A 17,607-nucleotide genomic window follows, 5' to 3' on the forward strand; every position below is an offset into this window, starting at 1 on the left:
GGATCCCGGCCTGTCACGCGGTTGGCCGCGGAAAGCCGCGGCCTGACCGGTTAAAAACGGCGCAAGTCTAGCGTAAACGGGTGCTCGGCGCTGACTTCCGGCGCCGCCGCGACCATCCGTCCCGGCGTGTGGCCGAAGCGGAAGAAACGCGCCAGCCGACGGCTCTCGGCTTCGAAGGAATTGACCGGGAAGACGTCGTAATTGCGTCCGCCCGGGTGAGCGACGTGGTACTGGCAACCGCCCAGCGAACGCTGCATCCAGGTATCGACGATGTCGAACACCAGCGGCGCATGGACGCCGATCGTCGGGTGCAGGCAGGACGCCGGCTGCCAGGCGCGGTAACGCACGCCGGCGACGAACTCGCCATTCCTGCCGGTGTTCTGCAGCGGCACGGCAACGCCGTTGCAGGTCAGCACGTAGCGGTCCGGCGCCATGCCGGTGACCTTGACCTGGACGCGCTCGACCGAGGAATCGACGAAGCGCACCGTGCTCCCGGCCGAGCCCTCCTCGCCCATCACGTGCCAGGGTTCGAGCGCGTGGCGCAGTTCGAACTCGATGCCCTTGACCGCGAAATCGCCGTACTTCGGGAAGCGGAATTCGAAGTGCGGCGCGAACCATGCCTTCTTGAAGGCGAAGCCGGCGAGGTTCATGTCTTCCATCACGTCGGCGAAATCCTGCTCGACGAAATGCGGCAGCATGAAGCGGTCGTGCAGTTCGGTGCCCCAGCGCGCCAGCTTGGGCGGGCTGTACGGCGTTTGCCAGAAGCGGGCGATCAGGGCGCGCAGCAGCAGTTGCTGGGCGAGCGACATGCGCGCGTGCGGCGGCATTTCGAAGGCGCGCAGTTCAAGCAGGCCAAGGCGGCCGGTCGGGCCGTCCGGCGAGTACAGCTTGTCGATGCAGAACTCGGCGCGGTGCGTGTTGCCGGTGACGTCGATCAGCAGATTGCGCAGGATGCGGTCGATCAACCAGGGCTGGACGACACCACCGGGATTGGGAATCTGCTTGAAGGCGATTTCCATCTCGTACAGCGAGTCGTTGCGCGCCTCGTCGACGCGCGGCGCCTGGCTGGTCGGGCCGATGAACAGGCCTGAGAACAGGTAGGACAGGCTCGGATGGTTGTGCCAGTAGGCGATCAGGCTCTTCAACAGGTCCGGCCGGCGCAGGAAGGGCGAATCGTTCGGCGTCGCGCCGCCCAGCACGAAGTGGTTGCCGCCGCCGGTGCCGGTATGGCGACCGTCGAGCATGAACTTCTCGGTGGTCAGGCGCGAGTAGTAGGCCGACTCGTAGAGGTGCGTGGTCTGGTCGACCAGTTGGTCCCAGCTCTTCGCCGGGTGAATGTTGACCTCGACTACGCCGGGATCGGGGGTGACGCGGAAATGCGTCAGGCGCGGGTCGGACGGCGGCTCGTAGCCTTCGAGGATGACCGGCAGGCGCATTTCCTCGGCGGTCGCCTCGACGGCGGTGACGATTTCCAGGTAGTCGTCGAGCGTCTGGGTCGGCGGCATGAAGATGTAGAGCTTGCCGTCGCGCGGTTCGGCGCACATTGCCAGGCGGGTGATCCAGGCGGCCGATTCCTTGAAACCGGGGACGGTGTCGGTCGGCTTCTCCCACGGCCGGGTCCGGCCCTCGCCGTCGGCCAATCCTTCCGCGCCAGGCGCGCCGCTGCGCCGCGCCTGCATCTGCGGCACGCGGGCGCCGGCCTCGCCGCTGACGCGGGCGCGCAGCGCGGCGTAGCTGGCCAGCGGATCGGTCGCCGTTTCAGCATCCGGCACGTTGACGTAGGGGTAGTCGCTCTGCGCCGTCCACGGCTGCGAGTCGATCGGCAGCCGGTAACCCATCGCCGAATCGCCGGGGAACAGGTAGCAGCGCTCGGCGCGCAGGAACCACGGCCCGGTCTGCCATTCGTTGCGGACGTTCTTCATGATCGGCAAGGTGTGGCCGACGACATGGGTCATGCCCTGAGTGAACACCTTCATCAGCCGGGCGCGTTCGAGCGCGTCGTCGACCCGTGAATCGAAGGGATCCACGTTGCCCGGCAGGCGGCGCTCGCGCCACATGTAGTAATAGACGTCCTCGTAGGCCGGGAAGACATGGTCGCCGGTGACGCCCAGGCGCTCGGCGACGCGCTTGAGGAATTGCCCGGCCTGCTCGGCGCTGACGCCGTAATCCTTGCGCTCGTCGGCGTACAGCGCCGGGTTGTTCCAGACCGGCTCGCCGTCCTTGCGCCAGAAGCAGTTCAGCGACCAGCGCGGCAACTGCTCGCCGGGATACCACTTGCCCTGGCCAAAGTGCATCAGCCCGTTCGGCGCGTATTTCTCGCGCAGGCGATGGAAGAGGTCTGCGGCCAGCAGGCGCTTGGTCGGCCCCATCGCCGCCGTGTTCCATTCGGCGCCGTCGGGATCGTCTACCGAAACGAAGGTCGGCTCGCCGCCCTGGGTCAGGCGGACGTCCATGCGCAGCAGTTCGTCGTCGATCTGGTGACCGAGGCCTTCGATCTCGACCCACTGCTCATCGGTATACGGCTTGGTGACGCGCGGCGCTTCCCAGATCCGGGTGACCTGCATGTGATGCTCGAAGTCGGTCTCGCACTCGTCGATGGCGCCGGTGACCGGCGCCGCGGACGCCGGCTCCGGCGTGCAGGCGAGCGGAATATGGCCTTCGCCGGCGAACAGCCCGGAAGTCGGGTCGAGACCGATCCAGCCGGCGCCCGGCAGATAGACTTCGGCCCAGGCGTGCAGGTCGGTGAAATCGGCGTCCGGCCCGGACGGGCCGTCGAGCGACTTCACATCCGCCGTGAGCTGGATCAGGTAACCGGAAACGAAACGCGCCGCCAGGCCCAGATGGCGCAGGATCTGCACCAGCAGCCAGGCCGAATCGCGGCACGAACCGGTCTTCTTGGTCAGCGTTTCCTCCGGCGTCTGCACCCCCGGTTCCATCCGGATCGTGTAGCCAATCTCCTGCTGCAACTGCGCGTTCAGGCCAACCAAAAAATCGACGCTGCGCTTCTTCTCACGCGGAATCGCCGCCACGTACTTGTCGAACAGCTCGCCGCCCGCCACCTTGTACAGGTAGGGCGTCAGTTCGTGGCGCTGCCAGGCCTCGTAATCGAACGGAAACTCCTCGGCATGCGGCTCAAGGAAGAAGTCGAAGGGGTTGATCACCGACATCTCGGCGACCAGATCGACCTCGAAACTGAACTCGCGGGTCTTCTCCGGGAACACCAGGCGGGCCAGGTAGTTGCCCTGCGGATCCTGCTGCCAGTTGATGAAATGCTGGTCCGGCCCGACCTTCAGCGAATAGGAGAGGATGCGCGTGCGCGAATGCGGACACGGCCGCAGGCGGATGACCTGCGGGCCCAGATTGATCAGACGGTCGTATTTGTACTTGGTGACGTGGCTCAGTGCGACGTGTTTGGACACGGGTAGGCTCCGGGGAGTTTGTTTGGCAGCTTAAAAGCAAGAGGCGAACCAGCTTGCAAGGCGTTGATTTTTATTGAGCGGGATTGTGCGGCGCACTTGATGAAGGCTTGATGTCGGGGCCGGGGCACCAGGATGGTGCGCTCATGCTGGAAGCGGGGAGGCGGATGGGCGATCTTGGTTCATGAGTGGGGCGGCTTGCTGATGCGTGGTTTCTTGTTGCTCGTTGGTGGCGAGGTCGGTTGCTGAAGCGCTCGTTTTCCCTTGAGCTTCAGCGGGCGGCTTTGGTTTCTGATGCGCCGTTTTCCGCGCCTGACGCGCGGGCCTTTTTAGTTACTGAACCGTTGTTTTCCGCCGTTGACCGGCGGGCGTACTTTCTTTTTTGTGGAAAAAAGAAAGTAGCCAAAGAAAAAGCCACCCCAGGTTACGCGGTCGGCTGCGCCGACTCCCCTGCGCTACTCGAAGGGCCGGGCGGCTGCGCAACTCGCCGCTGCGCGGCTCAGACAGTGCTCGCCGACCTCCCCCGGCCCTTCTCCGTTGCTCGGCGCTCCACATGGGGGCCCCGAAAGGCGTCTCTGCTGCACGGCCAAGGGTTAAACCTTCTCTTTTTCCGTTCCGCTCGGTTTGCCGGGCCCCTTGGGAGGCGCCGAGCAACGCAGGGTAGTCGGGGGCCTTCGGCTGGCGTTGTCTGAGGCCCGCAGGGCCGAGTTTAGCCAGCCGCCCGACTGCCCGAGTAGCGCAGGGAACCCGCGCAGCGGGCGCCGACCTAGGGTCGCCTTCTTCTTTGGCTACTTTCTTCTTGGCGAAACAAGAAGAAAGTACGCCCGCCGGTCAACGGCGGAACCCGGCGCATCAGAAAACCAAACACACGCCCGCGCGTCGGGCGCAAAAAACAGCGCCTCAGACGCGAGTGCCAATTCCCCGCTCAAACCACCGCAGCATCACCAGAAACAGCACATCCGGATCAACCGGCTTGGTGATGAAATCATTCATCCCGGCGGCCAGGCAACGGCGCCGGTCGTCCACGAAGGCATTGGCGGTCATCGCCAGGATCGGCGTCGTCGTATAACCGGGCAGCTGGCGGATGGCCTGGGTCGCGCTCAGGCCGTCCATGACCGGCATCTGGACATCCATCAGGATCAGGTCATAGGACGAAGCGCCGGCCTTGCTCACCGCCTCGGCGCCGTCCGAGGCAACATCGACGGGCAGGCCGAGCGATTCTCCGAGCAGTTCGCGGGCAACCTCCTGGTTGATCGGGTCGTCCTCGACCAGCAGGATGCGCCGGTCGCGGTAACGCTGCCGGATCAAGACCTCGGCTTCGCTGCCGCCGATGGTCACCGGTGCCGCATGGAGCGCCGTGGCCGCGGCCTTGGTAAAACACAGCACGAAACTGAAGCGACTGCCCACGCCGGGCGTGCTCTCCACCGTTATCCTGCCGCCCATCAGCTCGACCAGGCGCTTGCAGATGGCCAGACCGAGGCCGGTGCCGCCGTGGCGGCGCGTGGTTGAACTGTCGGCCTGCTCGAAGGGTTCGAAAATCCGCTGTACGGCATCGGCCGCGATGCCGATCCCGGTATCCTCGACGCTCAGCCGCAGCGTGATGTCGTCCCGGCCTTCCGCCTCGACCACGGTACTGATCGTCACGCCGCCCCGTTCGGTGAACTTGACGGCATTGGTCAGCAGGTTGAGCAGGATCTGCTGCAGGCGCAGCGGATCGCCGATCAGTTCCAGACTGGCAATCTCCGGATTGATATGGCGGTTCAGCACAAGATGCCGTGCTTCAAGGCGCTCGTGAATCAGGCTGTCGACATCGGCCAGAATGCTGCCGAAGCGGAAGGGCACGCGCTCCAGCGTCAGCCGCTCGGCGTCGATCTTCGACAGGTCGAGGATGTCGTTGAGCAGATGCAGCAGGTGATTGGCCGCCCCGGCAATCTTGCTCAGCTTGTCGCTGAGCGCCGGATCGTCGTAACGGCGCTGCAGGATGCCGGTGAGGCCGATGATGGCGTTCATCGGCGTGCGCAATTCGTGGCTCATGTTGGCGAGGAAGCTGCTCTTTGCCCGGTTGGCCGCTTCGGCGGCTTCCTTGGCCACCGACAGTTCGTGGGTACGGGCAGCAACCAGGTCTTCGAGATGCAGGCGATTCCGCTCCAGCTCGGCTTCCACCCGCTTGCGCTCGGAAACGTCGAGCAGCACACCGATGACGGCGGGCCGGCCTTCATGCTCCATCACCCGGCCATAGACTTCGACGTCGAGCCGGCTGCCGTCCCGGCGCTGACCGACGAAGGAATAATTGATCGCCTCGACTTCACCGCTGGTCCGCCGCCGCAGGTTGTCCGCCACCGTGTCCCGCGCTTCCGGCACCACCAGCTCGCTGACGGCAACCCGGCCGATCACCTCGTCCGGACTGGCAAAGCCGAACATCTCGGCAAACCGCGGATTGACATAGGGGAAACGGCCATCCTGGATGATGTAGACGCCGACCAGCGATTGCTCGATCAGGCCGCGGAATTTGCGCTCGGCGGCAAGCACGGCCTGCTCCGCCTGACGGCGGCCAGCGATGTCGCGGCACAGGCCGAGGATGTTGCCGTTAGGCAGCAGGACCGCGCTCATTTCGGCAAAGGCGGTCGAACCATCCTTGCGCCGCAGTTCGATTTCGGTAAAACAGTGCCCCTCGCCGACGATACGCTCGAAGATGCGGTGGTGCGCCTCGATCAGGCCATTCGGGGAGAGCCCGCCAATATCCATGGCCAGCAACTCGGCGCTCGTGTAGCCGACGAACTCGCCGGCCTGCTGATTGACGTATTCGTAATGGCCGTCGGGACGGGCGATGAACACAGCATCCGGTGAATTGTCGAGGACGCTGCGCAGCGACTGCTCGCTTTCCCGCAAGCGGTGGGCGATGGATTCGACCCGCCGGTTGTAGCGGGCATTGCTGTAAAGCAGGGTGAAGATCATCAGCCCCAGCAACAGGCCGTAACCGGCAATGCTCACGGGCAGATGGCTGGTTGATGCCACATCGAACTCGGAGCGACTCTGGAACTGCGCGATCCAGCGGTGGCCGCCCAGGTCCAGCGGCAGTTCGACAAAGTGCCGGCCGGCGCTTGCCCCGCCATTCGCCCGGCCATCGTAGAGCAGGTTTTCCGGGGCCACCTTGGCGTCGAACAGCGAAAAGTCGATATCCTTTTCCCGACTGGCCATGATGTCGCCCAGCAGATCGCCGGCCCGGAACGGACTGAACACGAAGCCGGTCAGCGCCAAGCGCCGCTGTTCAACGGTGTCGCGCGGCAAGTCAGCCCGGTACACCGGCAGGTAGATCAGGAAACCCGGTTGCCGATCCGGCCCGTCCGGCTCCTGCTTGAGGATCACCTTGCCGGTCAGCACCGGCTGCCCGCTGTCGCGCGCCTGTTCCATGGCCGCACGCCGCGTTGCGTCGCTCAGCATGTCGTAGCCGATTGCCCGCCGGTTGCGCGCACTCTGCGGTTCGAGATAGAAAATGGCGCTGTACTGGTCACGCGCGCCCGGCGGGCGGATTTGGTGGGGCGAAAAGCCCTCGGCCCGCAGCCTTGCCTCGAAAGCCGGCTTGTCGGCGGGCGCCACCATCAGCGTCAGCCCCACCCCGAGCGCGCCGCGCAGGATGGCGTCGAGTTTCAGCTGCTCCAGATAGCGCTGCCATTCCTCGCGGCTGACCTGATCGCTGGCCTCAAAAAAGGCCGCTGCCCCGCGCAACACCTGCTCGTGCGCTGCCATCCGCTGCAGGATGTAATCGCGTTCCTTCTCGGCGCGGTAGAGAAAGCGTTCGCTGGCCTGATGGGTCGCGGCTGCGCGGGCCAGATACCAGGCAACGAAGGTCAGCGAGAGGATCAGTCCGAGCACGATCCAGGGCAGCACTTCCGGATGCAGGAAGCCCCGACGGCTTGGCCCCGGCGTCATTGATTCCCGCGCAGCGAAGGAATGGATCGGCAAATCTGCTCCAGTCACAAGGCAGGCTCCAGCAGGGCAACGCCCCGGAAAAGCCAGACTGTTGAATAAAACGACACCGGAAGCCGCACGGCGCCAGCCGCAAGGCTGGCCTGGTCGCACAGCACCAGTGTCTTACGACGCACCCGTTTCGTCCAGTACGACAATTGGCATAACACTGTGCCACTGACCCTGAGCAGGCCACAAAAGTTCAGGGCACAAAACCTGCTTCAAGCCGGCGCATGAACCGGAACAACGCCCCAGCCCAACGCATCATCAAGATCCGCCGCGACTACAACACCTGGGTCGCCAACGAGACGCTCGAAGACTACGCGCTGCGCTTCACGCCGCGCAGTTTCCGCAAGTGGTCGGAGCTGCGCGTCGCCAACACCGCTTTCGGCGCGGCCTCCTTCCTGGTGCTCGAAGCGGTCGGCGCGACCATGCTGGTCAACGCCGGCTTCATCAACGCCTTCTGGGCGATCCTGGCGACCGGGCTGATCATCTTCCTGCTCGGCCTGCCGATCTCGCACACCGCCGCCAAACACGGGCTGGACATGGACCTGCTGACGCGCGGCGCCGGTTTCGGCTACATCGGCTCGACCATCACCTCGCTGATCTACGCCTCGTTCACCTTCATCTTCTTCGCCCTCGAAGCAGCGATCATGGCCTATGCGCTGGAGCTTGCCTTCGGCTTGCCGCCGGCCTGGGGCTACCTGGTCTGCGCGCTGGTGGTGATCCCCATGGTCACCCACGGCGTCACCGCGATCAGCCGCTTCCAGGCGTGGACGCAGCCGCTGTGGCTCTTCCTGCTGGTGCTGCCCTACGTCTTCGTGCTGATGGAAGAACCCGATGCGTTCAGCGGCCTGCTCGCCTATGCCGGCGAAAAGGGCAACGGCGGCAGCTTCAATCCGCACCTCTTTGGTGCAGCGCTGACCGTCGGCATCGCCATGGTGACCCAGATGGGGGAACAGGTCGATTACCTGCGCTTCATGCCCGAAAAGACCGCCGCCAACCGGGGCCGCTGGTGGTTCGGCGTGATCGTCGGCGGGCCGGGCTGGGTGGTGCCCGGCATCCTCAAGATGCTGGGCGGCGCGCTGCTCGCCTGGCTGGTGCTGCGCAACGGTTTTTCCGCGGACAAAGCGGTCGACCCCAACCAGATGTACCTGATCGGCTTTTCCCACGTCTTCGACAACACGACACTCGCCATTGCCGTCACCGCCATCTTCGTCATCGTCTCGCAACTGAAGATCAACGTCACCAATGCCTACGCCGGCTCGCTCGCCTGGTCCAACTTCTTCGCCCGGCTGACGCACAGCCACCCGGGGCGCGTCGTCTGGGTCGTGTTCAACACGGCGATTGCGCTGCTCTTGATGGAGCTCAACGTCTTCCAGGCACTCGGCCAGGTGCTCGGCCTCTACTCGAACATCGCCATCTCGTGGATGGCGGCGGTGGTCGCCGACCTCGTCATCAACAAGCCGCTCGGCCTGTCGCCGAAAGGCATGGAGTTCAAGCGCAGCAACCTCTACGACATCAACCCGGTCGGCGTCGGCGCCATGGCCGCCGCCTCGCTGCTCTCGGTGGCCGCCTTCAGCGGCCTGTTCGGCGCCGGCATCCAGCCCTACGCGCCTTTCGTGGCGATGGCGACGGCCTTCGTCATCTCGCCGCTGATTGCCTGGCGCACCGGTGGCCGCTACTACCTGGCGCGGCCGGCCAATGTTGCCCTCGACTCACATAAATGCGCGATTTGCGAGCGCGAGTACGAGGCCGAAGACATGGCCCACTGCCCGGCCTACCAGGGGCCGATCTGCTCGCTGTGCTGCTCGCTCGACGCGCGCTGCCACGATCTTTGCAAGCCGCAGGCCAGCCTCGCCGCGCAGTGGCACGCGCTGCTCGCCCGGCTGCTGCCGAAAGCCGCCCTGCCCTACCTGGAAACCGGCCTCGGCCACTACCTGCTGCTGATGCTCGGCATCGTGCCCATCCTGGCGCTGGTCCTCGGCGTGCTGTACACCCACGAACTCCTGATGCTCGGCGACGGCAACCCGGGCATGGTCGCCGCGCTGCAGGAAACCTTCGTCAAGACCTTCGCCGCGCTGCTGCTGCTCTCCGGCGTCGGCGCCTGGTGGATGGTGCTGACCCAGGAAAGCCGGCGTGTCGCGCAGGAGGAATCGAACCGCCAGACGCAGTTGCTGCTGCTGGAAATCGAATCGCACCAGCGCACCGACGAGGCGCTGCAGAAGGCCAAGCAAGTCGCGGACGCCGCCAACCAGGCGAAGAGCCGCTACATCACGGCGATCAGCCACGAACTGCGCACCCCCTTGAACAGCATCCTTGGCTACGCCCAGATCCTCGACGCCGACCCCGACGTACCGCCCCAGCGCAAGCAGGCGGTCAGCGTCATCCGCAAGTCCGGCGACCACCTGCTGTCGGTGATCGAAGGAACGCTGGACATCGCCCGTATCGAAGGCGGCAAGCTGACGCTGGAGGTCAAGGCGATGGACTTCCCCGACTTCATGCAGCAGATCGTCGGCATGTTCGAGCTGCAGGCGCGCAACAAGGGGCTCTCGTTCGACTACCGGCCGGCCGGCGAACTGCCCGCCGTGGTGCGCGCCGACGAGAAACGGCTGCGCCAGATCCTGATCAACATCCTCGGTAACGCGGTCAAGTTCACCGTGCGTGGCGGCGTCGAATTCAAGGTCGAATGCCGGCGCGAGATGGCCGTCTTTGAAATCCGCGACTCCGGCCCCGGCATCCCGGCCGAGGATATGGAACGCATCTTCGAGCCCTTCGTCCGCGGCAGCACGGTGCAGGCCGGCGGCAGTGGCGTCGGCCTGACCATCGCCCGCATGCTGACCGACCTGATGGGCGGCGAGATGCAGGTCTCGAGCACGCCCGGCGAAGGCACGCTGTTCCGCATCCGCCTCTTCCTGCCGCAGGTGCATTCGGCGCAGGCGGCGCGCGAACTGCCCCGGCTCAACCGCATCGGCTACGTCGGCGTGCGTCGGCGCATCCTGGTCGTCGACAACGAGAAGGTCGACCGCGACATGCTGCAGAGCGTGCTCGAACCGCTCGGCTTCATCGTCGACCAGGCGGCCAGCGGCTACGAGGCGCTGCAGGTCATCCCGCGCGTCAAGCCGCACCTCGTCTTCATGGACCTCGGCATGCCCGGCATCGACGGCTGGGAGACGATCCGCCGCATCCGCCAGCAGCGCCTCACCGACGCCCAGCTCGCCATCCTCTCCGCCAACGCCTTCGACAAGGGGCTGGACAACGATGTCGGCATCGCCCCCGAGGACTTCATCGTCAAGCCGCTCAAGGTCAATCAACTGCTCGACTGGCTGGGCCGCAAACTCGACCTCGAATGGGTCACCGCCGACACGCCGCCGCCCGCCCCGGCACCGGCCGAGCCGCTGCCGCTGGTCGCCCCGGACGCCGGGCAGGTCAGCGCGCTGGAAGAAGCGATCAACCTCGGCTACCTGCGCGGCATCCTCAACCAGCTCGCCGAGATCGAAAAGCTCGACCCCCGCCACGGCGAATTCGTCCGCGTCCTGCGCGAACTGGCGCGCCAGTTCCAGTTCGACGCAATGAAGGAAATCCTGAGAAAATCGGCCCATGAACCCCGTTGACCGCGCCATCTCCGACATCGTCCTGATCGTCGACGACGTCCCCGAGAACCTCTCGCTGCTGCATGACGCACTGGATGAAGCCGGCTACACCGTGCTCGTCGCCACCAACGGCGAATCGGCGCTGCAGCGGGCGCGCCAGAGCCTGCCCGACGTCATCCTGCTCGACGCGCTGATGCCCGGCATCGACGGCTTCGAAGTCGCCCGCCGGCTGAAGGCCGACTTCGCGACGCAACAGATCCCCATCGTCTTCATGACCGGCCTCACCGAAACCGAACACGTCGTCGCCGCCTTCGCCGCCGGCGGCGCCGACTACGTGACCAAGCCGATCCGCCCGGCCGAAGTCCTGGCGCGCATCGCCGCGCACATGCAGAACGCCCGCCAGATGAAGCAGGCGCGCAGCGCGCTCGACGCCTTCGGCCAGGCCACCGTCGCCGTGCGCGCCGCCGACAGCAAGATCGTCTGGCAGACGCCGCTCGCCCGCGACCTGCTCAACGCCTACTTCGCCAACCCGGAAACCGTCGCCCCGGAAGAACTGCTCGCCTGGATCGCCGCCGCCAACGCCGCCCGCCGCGACCAGCGCGAACCGGCGCCGCTGCTCACCGCCCAAGGCAACAAGCGCCTGCTCGCCTCCTTCCACGACCAGACCGGCGACGACGAATGGCTGGTCGTCCTGCGCGAGGAAAACGACGCCTCCGCCGTCGAATCCCTGATCGCCGCCTTCCGCCTCACCCAGCGCGAAGCCGAGGTACTCTACTGGGTGGTGCAGGGCAAAACCAGCAAGGACATCGGCGACATCCTCGGCAGCAGCCCGCGCACGGTCAACAAGCACCTGGAGCACATTTACGAGAAGCTCGGGGTGGAAACGCGGACGGCGGCGGCGAACCTGGCGTTGGGGAAGATGCGGGGGAGTTGAACGGGGAAGTGGGCTGGAATCGAAAGGCTCGAATCGCCCTTCGAGTGACCTTCACCGGCGAGGGAGCGGGCGGCAAGTTGCTGATTGGTGCAGCCGTTCGGTACCGTGACTGAATGCGAACTATCGACCTAAGTGGCCTGATGACATCAGTAATTCTTCTGGCTGCTTAGCGATCAACGAGTTGTCGCAGCCGCTCCCGTCAGCCTGACCGTAAACCAGAACGTGCTGCCTTCTCCTGGCTTGCTGTCACATCCCGCGTAGCCGCCCAACACCTCGGCAATCTTCTTCGACATCGCCAGACCGAGTCCGATCCCCCCGAATTTCCGTGTGGTGGACATATCCGCCTGCTCGAAGATGGAGAACAATCGAGGCAAATCATCAGGAGCGATACCCATCCCAGTGTCCTCGACTGCGAAGCGAACCAGCATGTTCTCGCCAACTGCGGTGAGCAGTTCTACGCGGACCGTCACACTTCCGACCTCGGTAAATCGGATCGCGTTCACCAGATAATTTTGCAGCGCCTGCAGGACAAGCTTTCGGTCACCGACTAATCGTTCTGGAACTCCATCGACTTCCACCGACACGCATAGATGCTTTTCTTCCGCCTTTGCCTGAATCGTGCTGATGGCGGTATTCAATAACTCCCCAAGACTAAACTGAACTGGGACGATATCGAACTGACCGGCTTCGATACGGGTGAGTTCCAGGATGGTGTCGATGATCGTCGTCAGGTTTCGACAGGAAATATCCAACTTGCTCAAATATTCGACTTGTTTTGGCGTCAGCGGGTCGCGCTGAACAAGTTGGGTCAGTCCTGCGATCTGATGCAACGGCGTGCGCATCTCATGACTCATGTTCGCCAGAAACGCAGTCTTGGCAATGTTGGCGACTTCGGCCGCTTGCAGGGCCTTTTGCAGTTCCTGAGTACGCTTGGCAATGCCTTCCTTAAGCATGGCCTCGATGTTCTTCTGCTCGGAGATGTCGTAATTGACTCCGATCATGCGTAGCGGCTTGCCGTGTTCATCGAAGGTCACCCGTCCTTGAGCCTTGATATGGCGAATGCGGCCGTCGGGCGCGATGATTCGGAATTCCGGGGCATAGCTGATCTCGCCCCGCAGAGCCGCCTGAACTTCACCGATGACATAGTCCTTATCCTCTGGATGAAGAGCGTTGCTCCAGACCTGGTAAGCGTCATCGGCGCGGGTGTTTTCGTCGATGCCGTACAAATGGTTCATCACCTTGTCCCAAACGAACCGATTGTTCGGGATGTCCCAATCCCATACGCCGACGATTCCAGCCGATGCTGCTGCTTCGAGACGTTCCTTGGTTTCCCGCAAAAGGCGATCCGCTTCCTCGCGATCGGAAATATCACGGAAGACGGTGACCGCACCGATGATCTTGCCACCTTCTGTGATTGGCATAGCCGTAAATTCGACAGGAAAGGGGGAGCCATCCTTGCGCCAGAACCAGTCCTTTATAGTTTCTTGCGGCGCACCATCTTGCAAGGTTACATAAATCGGGCAATCAACTGCCGCGTAGGGGGTGCCATCGATATGGTGATGATGGGTGTATGCGTGCAGGTCGACACCGATCCCTTCTTCCTCGGACCAGCCGAATAAACGGCGTGCCGCAGGATTGACAAAAATGGTCTTGCCAGTGGTGTCTACGCCGCAGATGCCGTCTCCGACTGACGTAAGCAGCAATTCTGATCGTTTTGTGGCGTTTTCCGCGACCAGACGCGCCAAGTTCAGCCTTCCCTCGCGAAGCGCAATCATCCAGCTAACGGCTGCTATCAGCATCATGGCCGCCAGCCAGAGCCCGCTGTAGAGCATGAGACTCGTGCGTCGCTCTAGCGCCCAGATTCCCTTGTTTTTCTGGCTGACGGCTGTCCAGTAATACTCGGATGCAGCGAGCGCCGCCCTGCTCACACCGGCAACTTCTGGCGTTCCACTCGAGCTACGCATGTCCCCGCGCAGTGGATAGATACGCACCCAGGTCCAGAGCGTTCCATCGACTTGCATTTGCCCAGCATGTTTTTCTTGTAGCTCTCGCCATACCGCCGGATGGTCGGCGGCGAAGGTATGCTGGCTGTTGAACATGAACCCCCATTCCTGCTCCGGCTTCTGGCTCTTGAGCCAGTAGCCGTCACGATTGAGCAGTTCAATGAAGCTCGTTCCGTCTTCGACGTCGGAATTCAAGCGCTGTATGAGATCGTTGCCTAGATAGTTGAGGATGGCGATGCCGCGTCGCTGGCCTTGGTTATCGAACAAGGGCGTGGCCAAACGAATCATGGGCTTGTAGGGAACCTCGATCTGGTTACCTTCGATGTTGAGATCAAAGGGGGAAATGAAAACTTCGCCTGGGCCAAGCTGCATGGTGTCAGTAAAAAAATAGCGCGTTCCCTTGTTTTGCAGTTTGTCCTCAGCAACGATCTTGGCATCGCCTGCAAGCAGATTGACCCTAACCCGCTCCATGCCATTTTCATCGATATAGCGTGCCTGATCGTAGACCTGCTTGGCCTTAACGAAGCTTGAGAAATCGCTGGCCAGATCGGCGATCTCCCGCCGATCGCCTTGATTGAACCATCGTTGCAGATGGGAATTGTTGGCGATGAGACGCAAGTCGCCCTCGATGTCGGCAATTCGGGCAATCAGGGTCAAAACATGGCGTTCGACATGGGCTTTTTCTTGATCGGAAGTACGCTTGTCCGATGCGTCTGAATCGATCTTGAAGGTCAAGGCAATACTCGCGGTGATCAGTATGGCAAGACCCGCCAGCACCTTGCCAAATAGCGAGCGGTCAAGGATTTGCCACGATTTTTTCAAGTCGAAGGACAAGACGATCACTCATCAGTGTGCATAGATGATTTCATTATATGTCCGTCGTTTCGGGAACGACTTCTGTGAGTGCCGGAAATCCTTCGAGAATCGCTTCGATCGCGGAAGCAATGTAGGCCGCTTGCAGCCCGATGAGGCTGTCAAACTCCATATCCGTTTCTGGCGCGTAGAAGACGAGGAAATCGGAGAACGTCAGTGATCGAGAACTTGCTCGCCGTTCAAGGAAAAGCTTTCACGGAGCAGCGAACGGCAACAAGAATTGGGGGAGACAGACCCGATTAGTTCTGCGGAACTTCCCTGCCCCGAGACAGTCACTTTTATGGCAATGCTTACCACGTCCCCGCCCCTAACCCAGGAGTCCCCACCATGGCAAAACCCGCAACAGGAATCTGGAAGTCCGGCAGAGGCTTTCCTGAAGTCACCGTTCGTTCCGTCAAGGAGTTTGTCGACGCTGAAGGCTATTTTCTCGCTGCGGTAGACATCGCCGGTGAGCCGGAAAGCCTTGAACTCGATCCCGATGAATGGGATATCTTCATCAAGGCCAATGCGCTCAGCCCGGCCGAGTGCAGGCCGGCAGCCTGATCAGGGCAGCGGGAGGAGAAGCCGCCGGTTGGACCGGCCCCGCAATTTCAGGCAAGACAACATCGTGCACTGCCAAGACCTCTGCCGCGGCAGGCGGCTTGCGGACGTTCGCCAGTCCGCGGCAGGGCGGGGCGATTACCGGAAATCTCCGGTTTGGCCACGACAGCGGTGCCGAAGACTGGAGGCGTCGTCATGCAAAATCTGTCTGGCTGGGAAAGGCACTTCAGCATCGGTAACTGGATGCTCGACAATCAGCACCGCAACATCCTCATCCTCTGCCGCCACATGGTCGACCGGATCGCCGACGGGCGGTCCTTCGAGACGGTCGGCGAGGAACTGCTGGCGGTCAGCGCCGAACATTTCGCGGCCGAGGAAAAGCTGCTCGAAATCACCGGCTATGCCGACCTCGCCGGCCACTGCGCCGAGCACCGGCGGATGCTGGCCAGCCTGGAGCAGCAGTTCGATGCTGTCAGCAGCGGCCGTATCGACCCCGAAGCCTTGAGCGACTACCTTTCCGGCTGGTGCCTGGAGCACATCCTCGGGTCCGACCGCCAGTTCTCACGCTTCATCCAGGTCCGCCACTGAAGCCGGGCGACGGAAAGACTGGCGTTCAGGCCGCCCACAAGCCCATCTCAACCATCTGCCGGGTGGCTTCCGGCGCCCAGCCGCGGTTGGCCGCCGGGCTGGCCGGGCTGGGGTGAAGGATGCGGCCGAAACGCACCGGCAGACCGTCAAGCGCGATGGTGGCGCGTTTTTCCGCCCAGGCGCCGACGCCGATCACCCATTCCGCCTGCAGCGCCTCGACCATGCGCCGCAGGTGGGCGTCGCAGGCGGCCTGCAGCGGCCCGGCTTCGGCGGCGGGCAGCTTGTCCGGGGTCAGGTTGCGGCCTTCGTCGAAGAAGACCAGCGGGCAGTAGTTGGCAACGAAATGTTCGGCGAAGAAGGCTTCCGGCGTGCCGAAGCGTTCGCGAAACAGGCCCCACAGGCGCTGGCCGCTGACTTCGCCGCGCTTGCAGGCAAAGCCGTCCACCGGCTTTTTGGGATTTTCCGGCACCGGCCTGCCGACCGTGCCGGAGAGGCTGAGCCAGTCGCGCACGGCGGCGATCTCGCCGAAGGGCACGCCGGTCTGCGCCATGCCGAAGGGCCCCGGATTCATGCCGAGGAAGACGACCCGCTTCCTGTTGCTGCCGAAGCGCTCCAGGTAGGCGCGATGCACCGTCCAGGCGTAGTCGAGCGGGTTGTAGACATGGCTGACCGGCGCCGCGAAGCGCATCGCGCCGACCGCGCGGGAAAGCGTCTGGGCAGCATCGACGAGGCGGGAAGCGATGGAAGTCATGAGCGGACGGACAAGGGTGAAAGGCCGGGATTATCGCAGAGGACGGCGCCCGGCCGAAGCGGCGCGCGGCCCGCCCTGCCGGCGCAGGCTGCTCAGCCCAGTTCGCGCAGGTCCGCCACCGGCTGGCTACCGAATTTTTCGCTCAACAGGTAGTCGACCGCAGCACGCGCGGCGCCTTGCGGCGTACTGAGACGGCCTTCGGCCTTGAGGGCGACGAACTTGTCCTTGAGCGGAAAATCGGCCGCGTCGCTGGCGCGGATCGTGGTCTGCATGTCGGTATCGATGACCCCGGGGGCCAGCGCGCAGATGCGCAGCTTGGCGCGACCGTCGGCGGCAACGCAGCGGGCGTGATGGTCGAGCGCCGCCTTGCTGGCGCCGTAGATGCTCCAACCCGGGTAAGGATGGCGCGCGGCGCCGCTGGAGACGTGCAGGATGCGCAGTTCGCCGGCATGGCGGCGGGCGAGCGCAGCGCTGAAGAGCAGCGGCGCGCTGACGTTGATCGCCATCGCGGCGGCGATTTCGCCGGCGTCCTGGGCTTCCAGCGCGGCCATCGGGCCGAGCACGCCGGCGTTATTGATGAGCAGCAGCGGCCCGCCGTCGCCGGCCAGGAAGTCACCGAGCTGGCCGCCGTCGAGCCAGTTGCGCAGCGAGGCGGTGTCGGCGAGATCGAGGCCGGCTTCCTGCAACAACGCCGGGTAGGCAGCGGCGAGCGCCGCGTTGCCCTGGCGGGCGATGCCGAGCACGCGGATGTCGCGCGCCAGCAGTTCGGCGGCGATGGCGGCACCCAGGCCGCGACTGTGTCCGGTGACGATAGCTTGCATGGCGCGGGGTCTCCTGCGGGTCTGGCACGGCCCGACATCTTCGGCGGCGAGCCGGCCTGCGTCAACGCGCGGCCACAACCCTGACCGGCGGCGCCGCAAGTTTCGGCAACGAAGGACGTTTC

9 protein-coding genes are annotated in these 17,607 nt (G+C 63.9%); 4 read left to right on the plus strand and 5 right to left on the minus strand.

Annotated elements, in window-relative coordinates; genetic code table 11:
• Window positions 1–50: 50 nt before the first annotated feature.
• Both ACE3OV_RS16625 and ACE3OV_RS16630 read right to left on the minus strand, forming a co-directional pair.
• Complete coding sequence (locus tag ACE3OV_RS16625; protein ID WP_374328607.1) at window positions 51–3,419, minus strand: DUF2126 domain-containing protein; 3,369 nt, start codon at window positions 3,417–3,419, stop codon at window positions 51–53.
• 897 nt (window positions 3,420–4,316) lie between these two features.
• On the minus strand, window positions 4,317–7,346 hold the full coding sequence (locus ACE3OV_RS16630; RefSeq protein ID WP_374328608.1) for a CHASE domain-containing protein: 3,030 nt from the start codon (window positions 7,344–7,346) through the stop codon (window positions 4,317–4,319).
• A gap of 269 nt (window positions 7,347–7,615) precedes the next feature.
• On the opposite strand from ACE3OV_RS16630, the gene ACE3OV_RS16635 reads away from it, so the two are divergent.
• Window positions 7,616–10,996: an ATP-binding protein gene (locus tag ACE3OV_RS16635; RefSeq protein ID WP_374328609.1), complete on the plus strand. Its 3,381-nt coding sequence runs from the start codon at window positions 7,616–7,618 to the stop codon at window positions 10,994–10,996.
• Complete coding sequence (locus tag ACE3OV_RS16640) at window positions 10,983–11,909, plus strand: response regulator (RefSeq protein ID WP_374328610.1); 927 nt, start codon at window positions 10,983–10,985, stop codon at window positions 11,907–11,909. The genes ACE3OV_RS16635 and ACE3OV_RS16640 overlap by 14 nt, the downstream gene beginning before the upstream one ends.
• A 173-nt stretch (window positions 11,910–12,082) precedes the next feature.
• On the opposite strand, the gene ACE3OV_RS16645 is transcribed toward ACE3OV_RS16640, so the two are convergent.
• The gene (locus ACE3OV_RS16645; protein WP_374328611.1) at window positions 12,083–14,746 is read right to left on the minus strand and encodes an ATP-binding protein; all 2,664 of its coding nucleotides are present in this window, start codon (window positions 14,744–14,746) and stop codon (window positions 12,083–12,085) included.
• A gap of 366 nt (window positions 14,747–15,112) precedes the next feature.
• Here ACE3OV_RS16645 and ACE3OV_RS16650 point away from each other — a divergent pair, with 366 nt between their 5' ends.
• Window positions 15,113–15,328 carry a hypothetical protein gene (locus tag ACE3OV_RS16650; protein WP_374328612.1) on the plus strand — a complete coding sequence of 72 codons (216 nt, stop codon included), beginning with the start codon at window positions 15,113–15,115 and terminating at the stop codon, window positions 15,326–15,328.
• A gap of 192 nt (window positions 15,329–15,520) precedes the next feature.
• A complete protein-coding gene (locus ACE3OV_RS16655) occupies window positions 15,521–15,913 on the plus strand; it encodes a bacteriohemerythrin (RefSeq protein WP_374328613.1) in 393 nt (130 codons plus the stop codon).
• 25 nt (window positions 15,914–15,938) lie between these two features.
• Here the strand turns inward: ACE3OV_RS16655 and ACE3OV_RS16660 are convergent, their stop codons facing one another.
• Together ACE3OV_RS16660 and ACE3OV_RS16665 are read right to left on the minus strand one after the other, a co-directional pair.
• Window positions 15,939–16,664 (minus strand): uracil-DNA glycosylase family protein, encoded by a 726-nt coding sequence (locus tag ACE3OV_RS16660; protein WP_374328614.1) that lies wholly within the window; start codon window positions 16,662–16,664, stop codon window positions 15,939–15,941.
• A 92-nt stretch (window positions 16,665–16,756) separates the two neighbouring features.
• Window positions 16,757–17,485 (minus strand): SDR family oxidoreductase, encoded by a 729-nt coding sequence (locus ACE3OV_RS16665; RefSeq protein WP_374328615.1) that lies wholly within the window; start codon window positions 17,483–17,485, stop codon window positions 16,757–16,759.
• Window positions 17,486–17,607: the final 122 nt, after the last annotated feature.

This window comes from Azonexus sp., from assembly GCF_041909095.1.
Classification (GTDB): Bacteria; Pseudomonadota; Gammaproteobacteria; order Burkholderiales; family Rhodocyclaceae; genus Azonexus.